Genomic DNA, 17982 nt, shown 5'->3' with positions numbered 1-17982 from the left:
TCGCTGTATCGCCTCGCAGATCGCTTCAGCGTCGGCCGCGTCGGTCTTGTTGCTCTTTACGTAAGGCCGGACGAACTGCGGGGCGATCAGTCGAACGGTGTGTCCGAGCTTCGCGAGTTCCCGGCCCCAGTAGTGCGACGAACCGCACGCTTCCATGCCAATCACACACGGTTCAAGCGTCGCGAAATACCGAAGTACATCCGCGCGTCTGAGCTGTTTGCGCACAACAACGTGGCCTTGCGAATCCACTGCGTGAACCTGCAGCACGCTCTTGGCCAGATCCAGTCCAACAGTCGCTATCTTCATGATGAACGCTCCTTTGCCGTGGACGTCACGACCGCTCCACTCTGGCATAAACCTCTCGCTGCGTAGCGGGAGTCGTCCATCACATCAGAGCCGCGAAACCCGCAGAATGGTGCTCTCATCAGGCAAACGCGTCATGCCGCCGTCCAGTCCCACGAACTCGCGGTATAGCGGCACGTCGCACAGCGCTTCTTCCATCGCCGGGTCTGACAGACCGAACCACTGTTGCATGAAGTGAATTCTTAGCATCGTCGCGATCGGGAATGGCGGTCGCCCCGTTTTACCCTATATTGGGTAGTGCGGCTCAATCGGCGCAATCAGCCTTGACCACGGCACGGGCCTATCTATTCGGGAAACTCCCGCTTGTGCGTCCATTTTTTTTCGTCAGATCCAGACCAAGACCGAGTTGCGCCATCGACCCTCTCCCGGACATCTCTCCTACCCGGGATAGTTCGCCCGCTTGTCAACGGCGCGACTTTTGCAGCCCTTCCTTAACGGCCCCAAGAAATCATCTTGTTAAAGCTTATAAGCCGAACGTGCCATCCCTCGATCTGGAATGCTCGACCACGTCCTACGGCACCCGGCATGAACCACTGGAGCTACAAGAGCCAACGCTTATGAGGCGGACATTAACAGCTTTGCCCCGAGCCGCGACAGGCCCAGAGATATGCATCGGGAGCCACATCGCGTCGCGCAAGCCGTAGCGCTTCGATAGCATCATCGCGCGATACCCAACTCGCCATCATCACGCCGTAGTTCGGGTTGTCTCCATATGGCTCATACAGGGCGAAATCGTATTGCGGCGCTTTCGACTTTAGATCACTCATCAATCGAAGCCCGTCAGTTCGTGTTCTCGCGGAACCCACGATTACAAAGTATTTGTTAAAGTCATTTACATAAAATGGAGGATCGCGCAGGAACCCAGTCTGCGCTTCTGGTGGCACATTGCCCGACACAGTCTCCGACACCCGTATAACCTTCGATGCATTAGCCGAAGCCAAGGCAAGCAAATCCGCTTGCCCGTCTCGCCGACTATGTGGAGGCTTATCTGTTCTCGCGACCGGTTCGGGACCCAGAGCGCGAGAATAAACGTCTTGCATCATGGACTGAAAACGGGCGGCCTTCTCTGCTCCGCTCAATGTGGTGTCCGACCATACCATCTCGCACAACATGTTCGCCATAGTTAGCACGATCACAAGCTGATCGGCGCGAGGATTATCCTTGAGAATGTTGTCGCGTGTTGTGCGTACGTTGATCCCAAGTCCGATACTCGCAAGCCTTTTACTGACTGCATCGAGCGCGGCCTTGGTATCCACTGAGTTGGAACTCACTTCGAGGTTGGGTACCGGAGGGCATTGCGGATGGGTTTGAGAAAAAGCGGGTACGGAGAAGACTAAGACGCTTCCCGCTGCCGCAAGCATGACGCGTCGGGCAATGTTCGACCTTCGATGTGAGTGGAGAACCGCTCCAAACCCAGCGGCAAAACTTCCAGAGCTGGTCCGTAAGACGGTATTCGCGCCCATATCCGCTCCTCACGCAGTTTCACGCAGGCCCGCAAGCGACCGCTCGCCGGCCTGCGATTGCACCTTCGTCTGCTCAGCTATCATGATGGCGCCCCCAAGATACCGGACGCTCACAAGCCTTGGTGAGATGCAGGCGCTAGATCGCCCAGACTTCCTTGAGCTGATTGAACTATACCGAGAGACTTTCTGCCTGTCGGAACGCTGTTACGGCGCACATCGCATCATACGCCTCGACTTCTCTAAATTTCAGAACTTTCTAACCAACGCTCTTCACGAGGAAGTTTGGCTGTCGGCACGACGACCGCATCTGCTTCTGAACGTCCGATCCGCAACTGGTTGCCTGGCCATCTTTGTTGAAGCATAGGTGAATTTCTTGCAGGAATCTGCCCGACCCAGAGCAGATCATCATGATTGCGTCTACGGGTATCGAGGGATTCGACTGTGTGAAATCACGTTGAAGTTCGCTAACCGTTGCCCTGAATGGATCGCTCGGGGCCTGATAGCGCTCAGGAATCGAAACACCGTCCTTTAACTGTTTCGATAACGTGAGATAGTCTGCCGGAGACAAGCCTGAGCGCGTTCCATGTTTGGGCCACTCGTGATCAAAGAGCTTATCGCTCGGGTAGAGCCCTGCGAAATCCTGCTTCACCGAGCCAGGCAACGCTACGCTTGAGCAATTCTGCCGATAACCTGTCTGTTATTGTGGCCAAAGTCCATGCGGCACAAACCCAAATCGCTTTGTGGGACCGCACTGTTGCGTGTCTTGTGCATTTCCGCTGCAATAATCCGGAGACCAGCTCAGGGACAGCACGTAATAGTCAAACTTTCCCGGGACGTTCCGTTGCGCTGGCGCATTGCCTTGATCATGCGATTTCTTCGCCTCAGCAACATGAGGGGAAAATAAAACAAGCAAAACAATCAGAATCCGTGCGATGGTGTTCATCTGCCGCTCCTGTAGCCAGGTTGCCCGCCGAGTTTCGCTGACCGAAATCTTGTAGTTATCGCGCATCATCGAATTTCATCTTGTTGCCGAGGCGGCAATTGGTCGCTCTTCGAACTGAACTCGATCGGCTTTTTTTTGGTGAACCCAAGTCACGATTGCTCGTTCTTGATATCGTGTTTATAGTCGAGCTGACAGTACTGTCAAGAACACGTGATTCCCGGGCTGACCACGTTTATCCGGTTCGCGACCTCACCGCTTCTCGAACTACCTCGAAAGCCGTATACCGGTCAGTAGTTGCTCCTTGAATTTGGTAATGCCAGTTCATAGACTATATGCAGTCCGCGCGAGGCCGCGTTAGGTAGTCCCGACGTTCATTTTTAAAGCAACAAGTTCCGGACCGTTTTTTAACACGTCGAAGCACTTCTCTTCGAACGAAGATCTGATTCATGTAAGCACACCCGTAAGGATCTGACCACCGTACGTGGAGGCGCAGATGGCTTGCGATGTATCTCTCGCCCGCCGGACTTTCCTCAAGGCCGTCGGAAATGGCGCCTTCACAGTGTCGGTGAGCTCCTTCACTGTCTTGACGGCCGCATGTTCTTCACAGCTGGCTCTGACAGTCAATCATAAATTTCAAATGCCGGACCGGCCGGGATGATGCTTGAATCGTGGAACTCTCGCAAGCCGCCACAGGCGCGCATCGCCAGACATTCGAATGAAGGTGCGGCCAGGAAGTGCGCCTGCTGTTTCGGCATGCCTAATCCCCGTAGGGGTTGCTCGAAAAGAAGGCCCGCCGTCTCTGATAGTGAACTTCTTTACTCCGTTGGTTCATTTACGGCAATCGGTCGGAAGGTGATCAAATGAACGGTTCTCGCTGGGAGCAAATTACTCTGATACACCTCAGTGATCTTCATTTCGGCGCGAGGCATTCGTTCAATGCGCCTAGCGGCGGAGATCCGAGAAGCCGACCGAAGCTTGCTGAGTCGTTGCTTGCGGACATAAGAGACGGCCAATTCGCGCTTCCTTCTGCATTCGCTCCCTCGAATCCTTCCGCGGTTGATCTCGCGATTTCATCGGAGGCGGGTGCCGAGCCGACGGTTCCGCGCGTCGTACTAGCCATCACCGGTGACTTTAACGAACGGTGCGTGGAGCCTGAGTTCCAGGAGGCGCGGTCATTCCTCGAAAGTTTTTGTAACGCCACGATCTTCGGTTACACCCTTGGGCCACAAGACATTTTCATGGTCCCGGGTAATCACGATCTCAAGTACGCGGAGGCTGCCGTAGAGGACCGTTGGAGTAAATACTGTCTCTTTTATCAAGATCATGACGCTAAGCGAGCGAAAGCGAATGGAGCTGACAGTCAGTTCTTTGACCCTCGTTGCCCGCACAAGCTCTCTCGTATTATCGATCAATCAGACCAAGGCCTAATAGTGGCTGAGATCAATTCAAGTGCCTATGTTCGGAAGGACACTCTGGATGAGCGCCGAGGTCAGGTCGACGAGCAGGCAATCGCCGAACTAGCCAGTCAACTGAAGACAATTCCTAAGGTACAGAGGCACGCGGCGATCAAAATTGCGCTAATTCATCATCATCCAGTCGTACTACCGGCACTCGCGGAACCCGACCGGGGCTACGATGCAATTCTGAATTCTGACCTACTGCTGGGTACACTAAAGCAGTACGGTTTTCATATCGTGTTGCACGGACATAAGCATAATCCCCACACATTTAGCTACGATGCTGTTTGTGCTTGGACCACTGATCCGGTACAACCTCTCGTTTTGGTCGCCGGCGGATCTGCGGGAAGTGAGGAGCTTCCCAGAGCACCCAGTTCACGAAACACATATAACGTTATTAGCATCAAGTGGCACCCTGACGCTGGTCAAGCGCGTATCCACGTTGAAACGCGTGGCTTGGTATGCTTCGACGAGGAAGGAAATAAATTGCCAGGGCCAGAGTGGTATTGGAAAACGCTGCGGCTTGATGATCGGCTGCTAACTGCAACCACCAAAGCCACGAAATCGGCTCATCCAACTCGTGACCGTGACGCATCTGATGCTCGCTACGACGATCTAAGGTCACATGCCATCGCCGAGGCCCGCCGGAACTTTCCAGCGATTGAGGTCTTCCCCTCATTGGACCCGGCACAAGGGTATGAGGCCAGCGTTTGGATCGAGGGTCAACCGCATCCAGATTACGTACCACCGGCGAGAGTCGAATGGTCGGCCAGTCCGCGGTACTTCCTAAAGGTTTATGTCTGCAACCGCTCTGACGATCCGGAATTTCGTGTGCGCTTCTCCTATTATGGCCCGACGTTGATCCAGGCAAGGATGTTTTGGGACGACGGACATGAGACACAAGCCTACATATTCGCGCGGTACCCCCGAGAGAATCCGCTATGACGAAAGAGACCGGACACGACGTGACGCGTGGACAATTGAGAAGTCTTCGGTCTACGGTGCAATACGAAGCATGAGGTTCGATATTTCGGAGCGCGGTGTGTTCATTGCATCATTATCGAATCTCGCAAAAACATCCAGCGTGGCAGGTGATCAATGCGCTCATGTACAAGCACCAGAAAACGCGCTGGACGCCATTTGATGGAAATCGCTTTTCCGGGTGCGGCGCGCGGTGATCGATGGCGACCTGGCGGTCATACTTGGGGCCTATATGGCACACGCATTAAGGAGGTACAGAAGGACTTGGCTCGCTTTCTATAGCTCCATGTGGCGAGGGCCACAGCGGAAACTCCACTTTTTTTGGGAGCGTCGGTTTTGGTGCGCGTTTCCAAAGATGACGGCCGTGAATTTTTCGTGACTCCTCCGGAATGCTTGCATTCAGCTTAATCTCGTCTTTAATGAACGAGTGAGGGTAGGACAACATGCCCTCAGCGGTAACTGTCAAATAAGCTATGGTGTCTGTGGAGTCCCAGTCGAGATTTGCCGAAGTACTGTCCCGAAATGGCCGCGGCGAGGAAGCGCTCAGTTGTTCAATCTTAGCGCACGAGACTGTCGCTGGATGGGGCCAAAGATGAACTGAAGTTTCGATCGACTTATACGGGCAAGTCGAAGACAGGTGCCTCGCGACGTAGCTGTGTGGAAGCCGCCTGAGTAGAATCGCCTCGCCTGGATATTGCAATGGATCAACCGGACTTTCGCGAAGAACCTCGCCTGATTGGTGCGAGCGCCGCGCATCGGCAGGTGATGGAGACACTTGATCTTGTCGCGCCGATTGATGCCGAGATCCTGATCACCGGGCCGACCGGCGTAGGAAAGGAGCTTTACGCCAACTATGTTCATCAACGCAGTCCGCGGGCCGGAAACGCCTTCGTTGCCGTCAATTGTGGCGGGCTCCCTCGGGAATTGATCGAGAACGAGTTGTTCGGTCATATTGGTGGCGCATTTACGGGAGCGCGACTACAAAGCGCCGGCTTGATTGCTGAGGCCGAGGGCGGCACCTTGTTCCTGGACGAGGTAGATTCTTTGCCTTTAGATGCCCAGGCGAAATTGCTGCGTTTTATTCAGGAGAAGGAGTACCGTCGGCTTGGTGAGACCCGGCTGCGGCACGCTGACTTGAGGATTGTCGCGGCCACCAACGCCGACCTCGTCGGCGCGGTGCGGGAGAAGCGCTTCCGTCAGGACCTTTATTATCGCCTACGAGTGGTACCGATTGATGTCCCGGCGCTGGTCGAGCGTCCCGAAGATATCCCGCTGCTTCTGGCCGCTTTTGCAATTCGCTACGCGAAGGCTTATGGCCTCGCTCCGGTGACGTTCAGCAACTGTGCGCTGGAAAAGCTGCGTAGCTATTCTTGGCCCGGCAATGTTCGCGAACTTGAAAACTGCGTCAAATATCTGACATGCATGCAACTGGCCCGGACAGTCGAGATTTTCGACCTGCCGCTGGAGCGCGCGGATGAGCCGGACGAGTTGCTTCCGTTGACCCTGCTGGTTGAGTCCGGTGATCTCAAGACCGTGAAACGCGAAGTGATTTGCCTGTTCGAGCGGGTTTATCTGGAGAGCGCCCTCCGCCGTTGCGACGGAAACATCGCCGCCGCCGCTCGCGCAAGCGGCAAGGCAAGACGAGCGTTCTTCGAGCTCATGCGCAAGCATGGCCTGACCGGATGTCAGAATTCGTCCGAACACAAAACGCCACCGTCTTAAGGAAACGCAGATTTGTTCAACTGAGCCAACCGTTCGAACAGGGTAAAGCGTTCCCGGAATACTACCCCGCGATACAGAAGACCACATGAAACCAAGGCCACCGACCCAGATCAGTTTTGCCCAAGCGGAAAACAAGAAGAAAAAGCGTACGCGGCGCGAAGTGCTTCTGGAAAAATTGAACAGGTGGTGCCATGGTCGCGGCTGCGCTTTCCCTTCGGAATGGATTCTTTTCCGCCCTCCCCCCGCCCCCGAGCCAGAGGTTCCGCCGCAGGAGTGCACTGTGAGTGAGCTCCTTCATTCAAACACAGCGCTTTCCAAAGCCTCTCCGCTATCCCCAGCGAGCGCCACGGATAATGAAGTTCTGGATAAACTCAACGGAAATCTTATAGAACCGCGCAACGCCGAGCCGGAAACGGAAATATTTGTTGCTTCTTTCGAATCTCGAGTGGGTGGACTGCCGGGTCAAGCGCGGGCGCAAGCCCGGCGAAGCGAACGCTTGACGCGCGTCGTGTAGATAAGCTGGTGCAGTGCTGGTTGCGGCAGAATGCGGCAATCAGCACTGCAAGACTAAGCGAACTATGACGAACCAAACTCAGCTGTTTGAAGCCGCCTTGGGAATCAAGGCGCCGTGGTATGTGCAAGGTATCGATTTCGGCACGGAACTGACTATTGCCGTGGACTTTGTCGCGGGCAGCCGGTTTGCCTACCCCGGCGTGCCTGGCGAGCACCCGGTGCACGACACGGTTATCAAACGGTTGCGCCACCTGAATTTCTTCCAGTTCGACTGTTATCTGGAGGTGCGCGTGCCGCGTGTGCGCCTGCCGGACGGCTCGGTGCGGCTCATGGAGCCTGAATGGATGGGCAATCTGGATGGCTTTACGCTGCTGTTTGAAGCGCTCGTGCTGACACTGTGCCGGGAGATGACATTTGCGGCGGTGGCGCGTCTGGTGAACCTGTCGTGGCATCGCGTGAAGGCCATTTGCGACCGCTATGTCGACCTGGCCGTGGCCGCGACTGACCTGTCCGACGTGAGCGCAGTGGCCATTGACGAAACCTCGTGCCGACGGGGCCACGACTATGTCTCGCTGGTCGCCGACATGGATCAGCGGCGAGTGGTCTTCGTCACGCCGGGCAAGGATGCCGGCGTCGTCGAACGCTTTGCCAGGCATCTGGAGGAACACAACGCAACGCCTGCGCAGATCCAATCGGTCAGCATCGACATGTCGCCCGCCTTCATCAAGGGCGTGGACGAGCATCTGCCCGAGGCACGCGTGACGTTCGACAAGTTTCATATCGTGGCGCACGCGTCCAAAGCGCTCGATGGCGTGCGCCGCGCGCAGCAGAAGACGGACCCCGCACTGAAGGGCATGCGCTGGTCGTTGCTCAAGGATGCTGACAAGCTGAACCTCGCGCAACTGACCGATCTCGAGGCGCTGATCAGCCAGTACACCACCAACCGCACGGCCCGTGCCTGGATGTACCGCGAGCAGCTGCGCGAGATTCTCGATCGCAAGCAAATCCACGTCGTCTCCAAGATGTTGCGTCGCTGGTGCACCGGCGTCATGCGTTCCAAGGTCGAACCCATGAAGGACGTCGCACGCATGATCCTTCGGCATTTCGCCGGCATCGTCGCCTGGGCCCAGACGCGCCAGACCAATGGTTTCATTGAAGCCATTAACGGCCTGTTTCAAGCGGCCAAGCGCAAGGCGCGGGGATATGCCAGCTTCAAAACCATGCGAACTGTGTCGTTCCTAATCGCCGGCAAGCTCGACTTCTCGGCCTTCAATCCGCATGCCTCGTGAGCCGCATTACCCACTCCACTTTTAAAAGAGCCTATTTGTTGATACCCCTTCTGAACCAGATCTTTCCTGCCCTCCCTTTGGCGCCGAGGAGAGCACAGGGCAAACAGCCATTGTCAGTTCAGACACACCTTCTCGTTCGTTGCCTTGGGTTCCGCAGGAGTGCACAATGACCCAGATGCTTCTTGCCAGATCCATTGCGCTTCCCAAATTCTCTCCGTCAAACGTGGTAAGCGTAAAAAACAACGACGTGCTCGACATCCTCGATCGCGTAGCAGCGCTTGATGTGGAGGTTCTGATTACCGGTCCGTCTAGCGTCGGCAAGGAGCTTTGCGCCCATTACCTTCATCAACGCAGCCAACGCGCCGACTGCGCCTTTGTTCAACTCAATTGCGCAAAAACACCGAAAGACCTGATCGAAACGGCACTGTTTGGTCATGGCGGTGGCGCATTTACGAGCGCGCGGGTGCAAGGCGCCGGGCTAATCGCCGAGGCGGAAGGCGGCGTCATGTTCCTCGACGAGGTCGCTCAATTGCCCCTCGGCATGCAGGTCAAACTCCTGCGTTTGCTGCAGGAAAAAGAGTACCGCCCGCTCGGCGGCACCCGCATCCAACGCGCCAATGTGCGGATAATCGCGGCGACTAGCGCCGAGACGGCCCGCGGGCTCGGTGAAAAGCCATTTTTCAGGGAGTTGCTCTCCCGTTTGCGGTTGAACATGGTCGAGTTCCCCGTTCTCGCTGACGGGCGCGAGGAAATCCTTTTTTTCTCGAATCTTTCGCAACCAACGCACGAGGACCCATTATGCCCGGCCCAATGTTCCGAATAGAGCGAACAAGCGAAAAGCGGCTATGAACGTTTTTCGGCATCACGAGTGTGACACGCTACGACAGGCAGCGTGAGTGAGATGGGCCGCCACAAGTTACAACGCAGATCTGATTGACGCGATGCGGTGCTTCTAAAAAGTCGCCGCCGCATGCCGTCCAAGAGAGTGCTCAGCCACACTCGCTCTCTCCCTCCACCTCTTTTCTCGTTCTCTATTCGATCTTCTTATGCGCGGCACTGTGCGCAGTGGCCGTTGTAATAACCATCTCAACTTCCTGCAGTGGCTGGTCGAGATTGGCATGTTTGTCATCAAAGAGCTGGTCGCGCAATACTTTGACGAGTTCTGCTTTTTTTGCGTTTATGTCCTCTGCACTGAGACCCTTGTTTCTAAGATCGTTTACCCACTTTTCGATTGCCTTCTTGTATTTCACAGGAATATAGGTTCGCTCCTTCTTCGTTTCGGGGAATGTGCCCACGTTCTTCGATACCTGTTGAATATGATGTGCATTGATGATCGTCCCCGACCCGCCAGCCCTCAGAGCCGCGTTAGCGACACCAGAAACGCTGCGCATGCGCGCGCTGATCTTATCACCGGTTGTTTCAGTCAAAGCTTGGTCCGCAAGCTGGCCGATGATCCTTAGAGCCTCATTCGCTTGAGACGACGGCACGTTTTCTGTCGAGAAGATTTTCTCGAGCTGCTGCATACCGTGTCTTACACTTGTTTCGTCCAAGTGTGTTTTGGCGTCCGATTTGGACTGTACATTGGCAATCACTTCTTCCCAAATGTTGGCGGGACTGAGCACCTCGCCTTCGTCCATTTCCCCTCCTGCATGGATCTCCTCAGGGCTTGCTGAATACTTGTAGTCCCACCGTTTTCCACCGTCGACAACGATGATCGACTTGAAGATGGGATGCTTGCCTTTGGCTTCTTTGGCAACCGACTCTGCATCCTTGCGAGAAATTTTGCCGTTCTTCTCGTGCGCTTTCTCGGCGGTGTCCAGCGCTGCAAGCCCGGCCCTGACCTTCGCCGATTTCTCCGGATCGTCTTCGTACAGCTCTTTTCCTTTGACTTTCTCCTTCCCACCGAACAACCCCGCAACGAACTTGCCCGCGGCTTTCACCGCTTTCACCGCCAAATTGATCACCCAGTCCCGCGCCGTAGCGAAGGGCCGGCGGATGGTTTCAATCGTCGATTTGATCTTCTCGCTGATCCCGCCCACCCCAAGCAGGCTCGCAAGGAACCCGATCACCACGGGAATCGCTCTGGCGAGCGCGGTCTCCACCATCGTGGCGGCACCTCCGAGTTGGCCCATGGCGATTGCGGTGACGCTATCAATCACTGCGTTCACCAGCGCGAGGATCTGGCTGCCGCGTTCGACGAAGAACATGATGATGTCGTAGATTGCCTTGCACGCCTTGACGAAAGCCGAGGCGGGGTTCAAGAGGCCGATCAGCCAGGTGACGCCGGCGACAATCACCCGCTGGATGATGAACTCCTTGATCTTATCGATCACCAGCGCCTTCAGGTCGCCCAGCTTCTCCTTGATCCACTCCCACACCCCAGCCGGCCCCTCGGCGATCAGCTTTTTGAAGATTTCCGCCGCGGTCTCCAGCGCGCTCACCACCTTCTCGCCCAGGAGCTCAACCGCGCGGGCACGGAAGCTGGCGTAGGTGAGCCCCAGCACCTGCAATACCAGGGTCACGATGCCCTTCATGTCGAAAGTCTTCGGCAACTGGATGCCAGCCTGCGCCACCGCGCCGAACAGCCACTCCATGAAGCCCTGCTTCAGATGCTCGCCGATGCGGGAGGCGAAGTTCTTGACGCCCAGCCCCACCGCCGACACGAGATTGCCCAGGAACTTGATCGGATCCTTGATCACGAGGTCGATCGCGTTTGCGGCACGCGCGAGCACGCCGAGCAGCATGTTCTTGAGATTGAGGATCGTCTGGATGACGCCCGCCACGGCTTCCTTCGCCTGATCAAGAAGGCCCTTGTTGGCGGCCTTCATCTCGCCAATGCGATCGTCCACTTTCTGCAACGCGTCGTTATATTTCCGCGTAATGTTTTCGATCAAATCGTTCTGCTTGTCGGTGACGCTCTGGTCCAGTTCGTCAAGTTTCTTCCCGATGTCGGTGGCGGCCTTATGCCCGACCTCCTGCAACGCCGGATCGAGTCCCGCAACATAGGACGCGATCTCCGTCCGCGCGCCGCTGATTATGGCCTTGGTTTCCGCGAGCCCGGTCTCGACGGTCGCGGCCACGCCATCGAGCACACCGTCCATCTGGTCGATGTAAAGCTTGCGCCCTCCTTCGTAGAACGCATTCACTTCGTCGGGCAGGTTCAGGATCTGATCTTTCGCCCACAGAAGAGAGCCGCCGGTAGTGAGCAGGTAGCGGTTGACCTTGTAATCGGTCATCCGCTTGTCGACGTAATCTTCGAACGCCTTCTGCGCCGCTGTCGCGCCCGCATCGAAAGTCTTGTCGACTTCCTCGTCGAGCCGCTTTAGCCGCGCCTCGACCGCGACCTTCGCCTTGTCGTAGATGCCGAGAATATGCGCCGAAACCTCGGCCCGTTTCGCCTCGTCCGCAGCCTTGGTCGCGATCTGTAGCGCCTGCGATGCGGAAAGGCCCTTGCCGCGGGCGCCGTGCATGGCGCCAAGATTGGCGTGGGCGACCGCGCCCATGCCGCCGCGCGCCGCAGCGAGCGTCGTCTTCTCATCTACGCGCAGCTTGTCCGGGGCCACGGCGGACTGCACCGCCACCTCCTGTTTGGCGCCCAGCGCCGACTGGAAGGCCGGTTCATTCGATTTTTTCAACTGCTCGTCATTGACGCCGGCCGCGCTCATCTGCTGATCCAGCGCCGCCGGGCCCGACTTCAGGGACACCTCGGATTCCGGGCGGGGCTTCGGCGCCGCCTGCCCGGCGCCCACATCCGGTGGCGGCGGCGATGGTTCCGGGCCTGCCAGCGGGGAGACAGGCTTGGCTGGAATGCCGCTCTGGTCCGGCGCTTTGGCGGCGGCGTCGGCGATCGGTCCCGCTGCCTCTTTCTTGCCGTCGTCCACCGTGCCATGCAATTCGGCCTTCGCGGCGCCGAGCTTGCCCTCCTCCTTGAACCTGGCGGCATCACCCAGGGTTTTTGGCGCGGTCGCGGCGATCCTCGCGAGCAGCGCGGCCTTGAACGCCGCGCGGTTGAAGGCGCGCGGCTTCTGCGCGTCCATCTCCTGCACGTGCTTGTCCGCGGCGAGACCCTGCGTCTCACCAGGCGGGCTGACCGCGGCCGCCTGGGCCTGGGCGGCCTTGGCCGAAGAAGGGGCATGCTTGCGCTGTCCGGCGGCGGCGCCATGCACGCGGCCGACGAGTTGCTGGAAAGCTGGATCATGTGCGGCGCCGGCCGGGGCAGCCCCATGCTCGCCTTTGTCGCCGCCCGCTTGCGCGACCGGTCCAAGGGCAGGCGCAGGCGTTTGCCCGGGCCCAACCGCATGCCGAGCCACATGGCCGTGCGCAGCGTGAGGAACGGCGGAAGCTCCGCGCGCCCCAACATCGCCATCAGCAGCATGCCCACCGGCAGCATGCCTGGCGGTATGTGCCGCATGAGCCGCGATGGCATGACCATGTGCAGGAGTCCCGAGATTCTCATGGGTTCGCCCGGTAGGCCCAGCCTTCCCGGTCGCCTGCACGGTCACTCCGGCGTCGGCCGCGCTTTGGCCGGCGACAGCAGCGACCGCGGCGGCGTTGCTGGTGCCGGGGGGCGGTGCGGGGCGACGCACCGCGCCAGCCGGCAATCCCCCCCGCGGCTGTGTGCGCGCCAGCGCCAGGGCCGCCGAATTACTTACCGCTGGCCTCGGAGCCCCGGTGCCGGTGCGCTCCGGTGGGCGGGTCGCAACCGGCGGCCGAGGCCGCCAGGCCGGCTTCGGTTGCGGCGTCGTCTCGGCCGCTTTGGATGGCAGCGGGGTCATCGGTGGTCCTGCAACAGGTTTGCATACGGGCCGAGATCAACCGGTGTTAGCAGGCGCGCCTCGCGCCGGTACTGGCGGGCGATGGCCCGGACGATATGCGGCTTGCCGATCTCGGCGACGCCCTCGTGCGCCGCGAGCAGCGCAGCGTTGCGCGCCGCGCCTACGATGCCGGCGCCGGTCAGGTCGAGGTTTGACAGCGCATCGAGATCGAGTGACGGATCGACCGGTGCCTCGCGCGGGAAGGCCATCTGCCAGATGCGACGGCGCTCGCTCTGGTTCGGTCTGGGAAAATGCAGGATGGCCTGAAAGCGGCGGGCGAAGGCGACGTCGATATTGTCCTTCAGATTGCTGGCGAGGATGACCAGCCCCCCATAGTCGTCGAGGCGCTGCAATAGGTAGCTCACCTCCAGATTGGCATAGCGGTCAACACCAGATTCGACGTTGCCGCGCTTGCCGAACAGCGCATCGGCCTCGTCGAACAACAGCACGGCCTGACTATCCTCGGCCTCCGCAAAGGTGGCATCGAGGTTTTTCTCGGTTTCGCCTACCCACTTCGAGACAACGCGCGACAGTTCGACCCGCAGTAGCGGCATCTGCAGCGTGCCCGCTATGACCTCAGCGGCGAGCGTCTTGCCGGTGCCGGAATCGCCGGTGAACAGTGCCTTGATCCCGCCCTCGCCAGTGGTGAGCCGCCCGAAGCCCCAGGTTTCGGCGACCACCGGCCAGGCGCGGAAGAACTGGCCAATCTCCAGCACCTGGCGATGCAAGGCGGGCGGAAGGATCAGATCGTCGGGACCACGCTTGGGACGGATCAGCGACGCAAACTGGCGACAGCGGCTAGCGGACAGTGCTGCGGCCGCACGCTGCAGGTGTGCGAACCCGGACGGTTCACAGCCGATTCCAGCCTCGCTGCGTGCCATGCGAATGGAAGCGCGGACATCGTCCCGGCCCAGGCTCAACCGCGACGCCATCTCCTCTGCCTCGGCCGCCTCAAGCTCCGGCATTTCCTCCCGCCACATGGCACGGCGGGCGGAGAGGTTGGGTGCCTCGAGTTCAACCTCGGCATAACTCGCGAAGGCGAGCAGCCCAGCCGGGCGCCAGGCCTGCGTGCCGGTCAGCACGACGGGACTCTCGATCCGCGCGAGCTCCGCGGTTACGGCGGCCGCGATATCACGGTGTTGCGGATCGGCGAAACTTTCCGCCACGATGCAGAGTAGCCCACCGCCGGTATTGGCCTCCTGTAGCGCGTCGCGCAGACCGGGGAGAATGTCGCGGCCATCGTCACCGGCGGGCGGTGCCCACCGACGCAAGCGCAGACCGAGCGCGGCGGCGAGGGAATGTGCCGCGTCTTCCCTGGCACTCTGGCGTGGCCCCCAAATGCCGACCGCGCGCAAGCTGCCTCCTTGCAGTGCCGAAGCCAGTCGAGCGATCCGAAGGTCCAGGGTATGCGCGCCGTCCGGCATCAAAGTGGGGACCACCGGGAGCATGGTATCGCGGCACAGCGCCGCGAGATCGCTGCCGTCGCCAGTTAGGTGATCGAACAGTCCGTCGGCGAGACGCAGTTCCTGGCGCAATTCGGTCGCCGCGTCGCCGCGGGCCAGCAGTGCGCCGGAGCGACGCAATTTGCCGAAACGCGACAGCACGTGGCGACAGGCGATGCGCTCCGCGATCCCATGGCCGCCGAGTGTCGCAAGCAGCTCGACGCAGGGGGCACGGCGGCCAATATCGTCGAGCAGGAAGGCGTAGATGCGCTCATAGGCGCGATCCAGTTCCGGTGCGGCGCACAGCAGGATGGCGAATTCTTCGAACGCCGAGAGATCGAGATATCGGCACAGGCCGTCAAACGGCAGCAGCAGACCGGCGCGCCGCGCGTCTTCTCGAAGCGCCGCCTCGCCCGCCATACCCTGCTCGACAGCTGCATGCTCGGCGTCATCAAGAGGATTGGTGTCCAAGGGCTCCTCCAGTAGCTGCGCGGTGTCCTCGAGAAGGTATTGCACCTCGTCCACGGCAATACAATGCGGCGTGAGGTCCTGGCGCTCAAGGCGGACGGCGCGGGCGATCTGTGCCTGCACGGCTTTGTGTAGCAGGCAATGGATGCCCCGCAGCCGGAGCTGAAGATGGGTGACGGCAAGCGCACGGATCTCGGGCATGTGCTACCCCGACGAGAAGCAAAGGACGCGACCGTCGAACCAGGGAATGTCGTGAACATCGTCCAGGAAACCGTGATCGCGAAGATCGAAGAAGCGGCGGCCTAGCGGTAGCAGGATTCGGACGCTTTCGGCATTGACCCTCATCAAACCTCCGAGGTCGCGGAAACGGTTGAGCGCCAGCGGCGGCGCGGTCGGCTCGCGGTCCCACCAGAGCTCCCAGGCGATGCTGCCGAGGGCGAGACCAGCAGCGAGGGTGACACACCGGTCGAAGGCGTCGCCCGCCTGGCGCGGCACCGAGGGCCGCTCGACACCCAGCGCTTGCCAGGACGCATCGGCCAATTCAGTTGCTTCAGCCAGGCGCCGTCCTGCAGCTGCAAGGCGCTCCTCCGCCATCAACGTATCGTTGGTCCACCAGCACTCGCGCCCCTTCCCGGCGACCCGGCGCCAGCGCTCGCCACGGCACGGCGGTGCGTCGGTGACGAAGCGGATACTCGCCGCGTCGAGAGCGTGCAGCACCGACGGAGTGGCAACATCGACCGGTATCAGCACGAGCTCATGCAGCATGCGCTGCAGAACGGGCAGGAGGTTCTGCATTATGGCAATCGGGAACAGCCCTTCGACATCCCATAGCAAGAGGTAAGCATTGGCTGCACCACCAGCTCGCGTGACCAGAAGCGGCGTACCAGGTCGGTGGCCGTCCAGCAGACAGTCTTCCACCAGCGCATCCAGCGGCGACAGCTGCCGGGAGACGGCGCGCGCCAACGCCACAATGTCGTTGTCGTCGGGCGGTTCGGCCAGCAGGCCGCAGGCAGCAGCGGCCTTGCGGGTCGCAGGCAGACGTAGCCACGCGCGTGCCGGCGGATCCATGGTCTTATACGCCAAGGCCACGGCGAGAAGTGGCAGCGCTTCTGGCAAGCCCACTGCCGCGAAGACGGCAGATGCCGTATCAAGAAAACCGATGCGCGCGAGCGGACCGAGCAGCAGGAAAGGCAGAGCGCAGTCGATCCGCTGTTCCTGCGGCACTCCCCGCAAGGTCCGATGCGCGATGCGAAGCGCCGGGAGCGACGCAGCCCCCGCGGCGGACGATGCAGCCTGGGGAGGCGCAGCGGCGTCGACGACGGCCGTCGGCACCGTCGGCGCCTCGATAGACGGCGCGGTAACCGGACCGATGTCGTGGCAAGGCAGCAAGCGTTCCACCGTGTCGCGCAGGACGGCACTCCCGAGGCAGCCCGGCATCGTCGCCTCGAGCGCGACAAACGCGTGAAGACGTAGCCGCAGCGTCCCGGCAACGTCACTCTCGGTGCAGGGCGGCCGAGCCATCAGCCGTTCCGCCAGGCGTTCGGCCAACTCCGCGATGGCTGCGGGGTTAGCGGAGGGCACGATTGGGGTGGCGAAGATATGCGCATGCCAGGCGCTCAACGCATCCGGGGCGAAAGAACTCAGCCGCGCCTGCAGTCGGCCGTTCCGAAGCCAGCTCACGAGCACCGCGAGTGGCTCCAGCGGAGCACGGATCTCACGCGGGCCCGGCTCGGGTCGCTCGGCCTCGATGGTTTCGTCGCCCGCAGACCTTTCCCCGCCTTCAGAATCGATTTCGGCCGCGAGAGCCTGGCGTAACGCCAAGCGCAGGCTTCGGAGCAATTCGTGGCTTGGGGCCGAGCCTGGCAAGCCTGTTTCGCCTGCGAGGTCGCTTGCGGCCAGCAAGCCAGCGAGAGAAACCGGCAGGTGGACGCGTATTGGAGCAGAAATCTCACGCTCCTCATCCCCAGGCCAGAGCTGCTCCATTTCTCCCGCGATCAGCGCCGGCAGACGGTCCAGAACCCGGTCGAGTAATGCCCGCGGCTCCCTGCCCCAAGCCCAGCCGCCACGCCGGACGATGCGGATCGTACAATGCCGGATGAGAATGTCGGGCATGGCGGGAGTGCTCTTCTATGGGGTGGTGAGTGTGAACAGAAGCGGGGGGAAGCCGGATACGAGGACAAGTATTGAATAAGGAACGCTATGAGGTAGTGGTGGTTGCATTGTCAGATTCACAGTTCCGGTGCCTGGATCTTCTCCGTGCGCCGTTCGCGATCCGTCCGCTAGCTGCCCCAGATTGCTAACTAACTGCGGCTGGACTCTTGCCCAGACGAGCGCCTTGTCGGTGGAGGGGGAAGGGAACGTGACCGTTAGTGTGTTGTTGGCAGTGAACTTGACAAAGCTGGAAGCAAGCGGGACTGAGCCCAGCGCTGCTACTGACCTATCGGGCCTCACCTCCATGCTGAGCGCGCTATCAATCTTTACTGCTTGTGAATCCACAGGCAACACCGCAAGTTCCTCGGCAGGAACG

The 17982-nt window shown here is 59.7% G+C and carries 11 protein-coding genes and 1 pseudogene; 4 read left to right on the top strand and 8 right to left on the bottom strand.

Translation table 11 applies throughout. The annotated features are described in order from the left end of the window. From HV744_RS03755 to HV744_RS37960, 5 genes and pseudogenes are all read right to left on the bottom strand, one after another. Positions 1-306: IS110 family transposase (locus HV744_RS03755; protein WP_175148191.1), on the bottom strand; the 306-nt coding region annotated here is incomplete at its 3' end. An 87-nt stretch (positions 307-393) separates the two neighbouring features. Then, positions 394-718 (bottom strand): annotated as a pseudogene (locus HV744_RS03750) (transposase); the annotation flags it as partial. Positions 719-932: 214 nt separating this feature from the next. After that, complete coding sequence (locus tag HV744_RS03745; RefSeq protein WP_175148190.1) at positions 933-1619, bottom strand: hypothetical protein; 687 nt, start codon at positions 1617-1619, stop codon at positions 933-935. Between the two features lie 904 nt (positions 1620-2523). Further along, positions 2524-2769 carry a ribonuclease T2 family protein gene (locus HV744_RS36760; RefSeq protein ID WP_217469085.1) on the bottom strand — a complete coding sequence of 82 codons (246 nt, stop codon included), beginning with the start codon at positions 2767-2769 and terminating at the stop codon, positions 2524-2526. A gap of 620 nt (positions 2770-3389) precedes the next feature. Continuing rightward, positions 3390-3524 carry a hypothetical protein gene (locus HV744_RS37960; RefSeq protein ID WP_281363625.1) on the bottom strand — a complete coding sequence of 45 codons (135 nt, stop codon included), beginning with the start codon at positions 3522-3524 and terminating at the stop codon, positions 3390-3392. A 105-nt stretch (positions 3525-3629) separates the two neighbouring features. Between HV744_RS37960 and HV744_RS03735 the strand changes: the two genes are divergently transcribed. The 4 genes from HV744_RS03735 to HV744_RS03720 all read left to right on the top strand — a co-directional run bounded on the left by HV744_RS03735 (position 3630) and on the right by HV744_RS03720 (position 9554). Further along, entirely contained in the window at positions 3630-5171 is a 1542-nt protein-coding gene (locus tag HV744_RS03735; protein ID WP_175148189.1) for a metallophosphoesterase family protein, read from the top strand. A 735-nt stretch (positions 5172-5906) separates the two neighbouring features. Continuing rightward, positions 5907-6929, top strand: coding sequence for a sigma 54-interacting transcriptional regulator (locus HV744_RS03730; protein ID WP_175148188.1), 1023 nt, complete (start codon positions 5907-5909; stop codon positions 6927-6929). Positions 6930-7507: 578 nt separating this feature from the next. Beyond that, positions 7508-8731 (top strand): ISL3 family transposase, encoded by a 1224-nt coding sequence (locus HV744_RS03725; protein WP_175148216.1) that lies wholly within the window; start codon positions 7508-7510, stop codon positions 8729-8731. 166 nt (positions 8732-8897) lie between these two features. Then, positions 8898-9554, top strand: coding sequence for a sigma-54 factor interaction domain-containing protein (locus tag HV744_RS03720; protein ID WP_175148187.1), 657 nt, complete (start codon positions 8898-8900; stop codon positions 9552-9554). Between the two features lie 208 nt (positions 9555-9762). On the opposite strand, the gene HV744_RS03715 is transcribed toward HV744_RS03720, so the two are convergent. Genes HV744_RS03715 through HV744_RS03705 form a run of 3 tightly spaced genes read right to left on the bottom strand, consistent with a single transcriptional unit; the run spans position 9763 to position 17567 of the window. Further along, positions 9763-13506, bottom strand: coding sequence for a phage tail protein (locus HV744_RS03715; RefSeq protein ID WP_175148186.1), 3744 nt, complete (start codon positions 13504-13506; stop codon positions 9763-9765). Beyond that, positions 13503-15656 (bottom strand): ATP-binding protein, encoded by a 2154-nt coding sequence (locus HV744_RS03710; protein WP_175148185.1) that lies wholly within the window; start codon positions 15654-15656, stop codon positions 13503-13505. Before HV744_RS03710 ends, HV744_RS03715 begins: the two co-directional genes overlap by 4 nt. Before the next feature lie 3 nt (positions 15657-15659). Further along, positions 15660-17567, bottom strand: a complete 1908-nt coding sequence (locus HV744_RS03705; protein ID WP_175148184.1) for a hypothetical protein — start codon at positions 17565-17567, stop codon at positions 15660-15662. Positions 17568-17982: the final 415 nt, after the last annotated feature.

Source organism: Paraburkholderia ultramafica, from assembly GCF_902859915.1.
Lineage (GTDB): Bacteria > Pseudomonadota > Gammaproteobacteria > Burkholderiales > Burkholderiaceae > Paraburkholderia > Paraburkholderia ultramafica.
The sequence above is the reverse complement of the archived record's forward strand: the minus strand, read 5'-3'. Positions and strand labels throughout refer to the sequence as shown.

What these genes read in the sequence shown, in the direction of transcription:
- HV744_RS36760 (WP_217469085.1), bottom strand. Translation starts at nt 2,769, where the DNA reads ATGAACACCATCGCACGGATTCTGATTGTTTTGCTTGTTTTATTTTCC.
- HV744_RS37960 (WP_281363625.1), bottom strand. Translation starts at nt 3,524, where the DNA reads ATGCCGAAACAGCAGGCGCACTTCCTGGCCGCACCTTCATTCGAATGT.
- HV744_RS03735 (WP_175148189.1), top strand. Translation starts at nt 3,630, where the DNA reads ATGAACGGTTCTCGCTGGGAGCAAATTACTCTGATACACCTCAGTGAT.
- HV744_RS03730 (WP_175148188.1), top strand. Translation starts at nt 5,907, where the DNA reads ATGGATCAACCGGACTTTCGCGAAGAACCTCGCCTGATTGGTGCGAGC.
- HV744_RS03725 (WP_175148216.1), top strand. Translation starts at nt 7,508, where the DNA reads ATGACGAACCAAACTCAGCTGTTTGAAGCCGCCTTGGGAATCAAGGCG.
- HV744_RS03720 (WP_175148187.1), top strand. Translation starts at nt 8,898, where the DNA reads ATGACCCAGATGCTTCTTGCCAGATCCATTGCGCTTCCCAAATTCTCT.
- HV744_RS03715 (WP_175148186.1), bottom strand. Translation starts at nt 13,506, where the DNA reads ATGACCCCGCTGCCATCCAAAGCGGCCGAGACGACGCCGCAACCGAAG.
- HV744_RS03710 (WP_175148185.1), bottom strand. Translation starts at nt 15,656, where the DNA reads ATGCCCGAGATCCGTGCGCTTGCCGTCACCCATCTTCAGCTCCGGCTG.
- HV744_RS03705 (WP_175148184.1), bottom strand. Translation starts at nt 17,567, where the DNA reads ATGCCCGACATTCTCATCCGGCATTGTACGATCCGCATCGTCCGGCGT.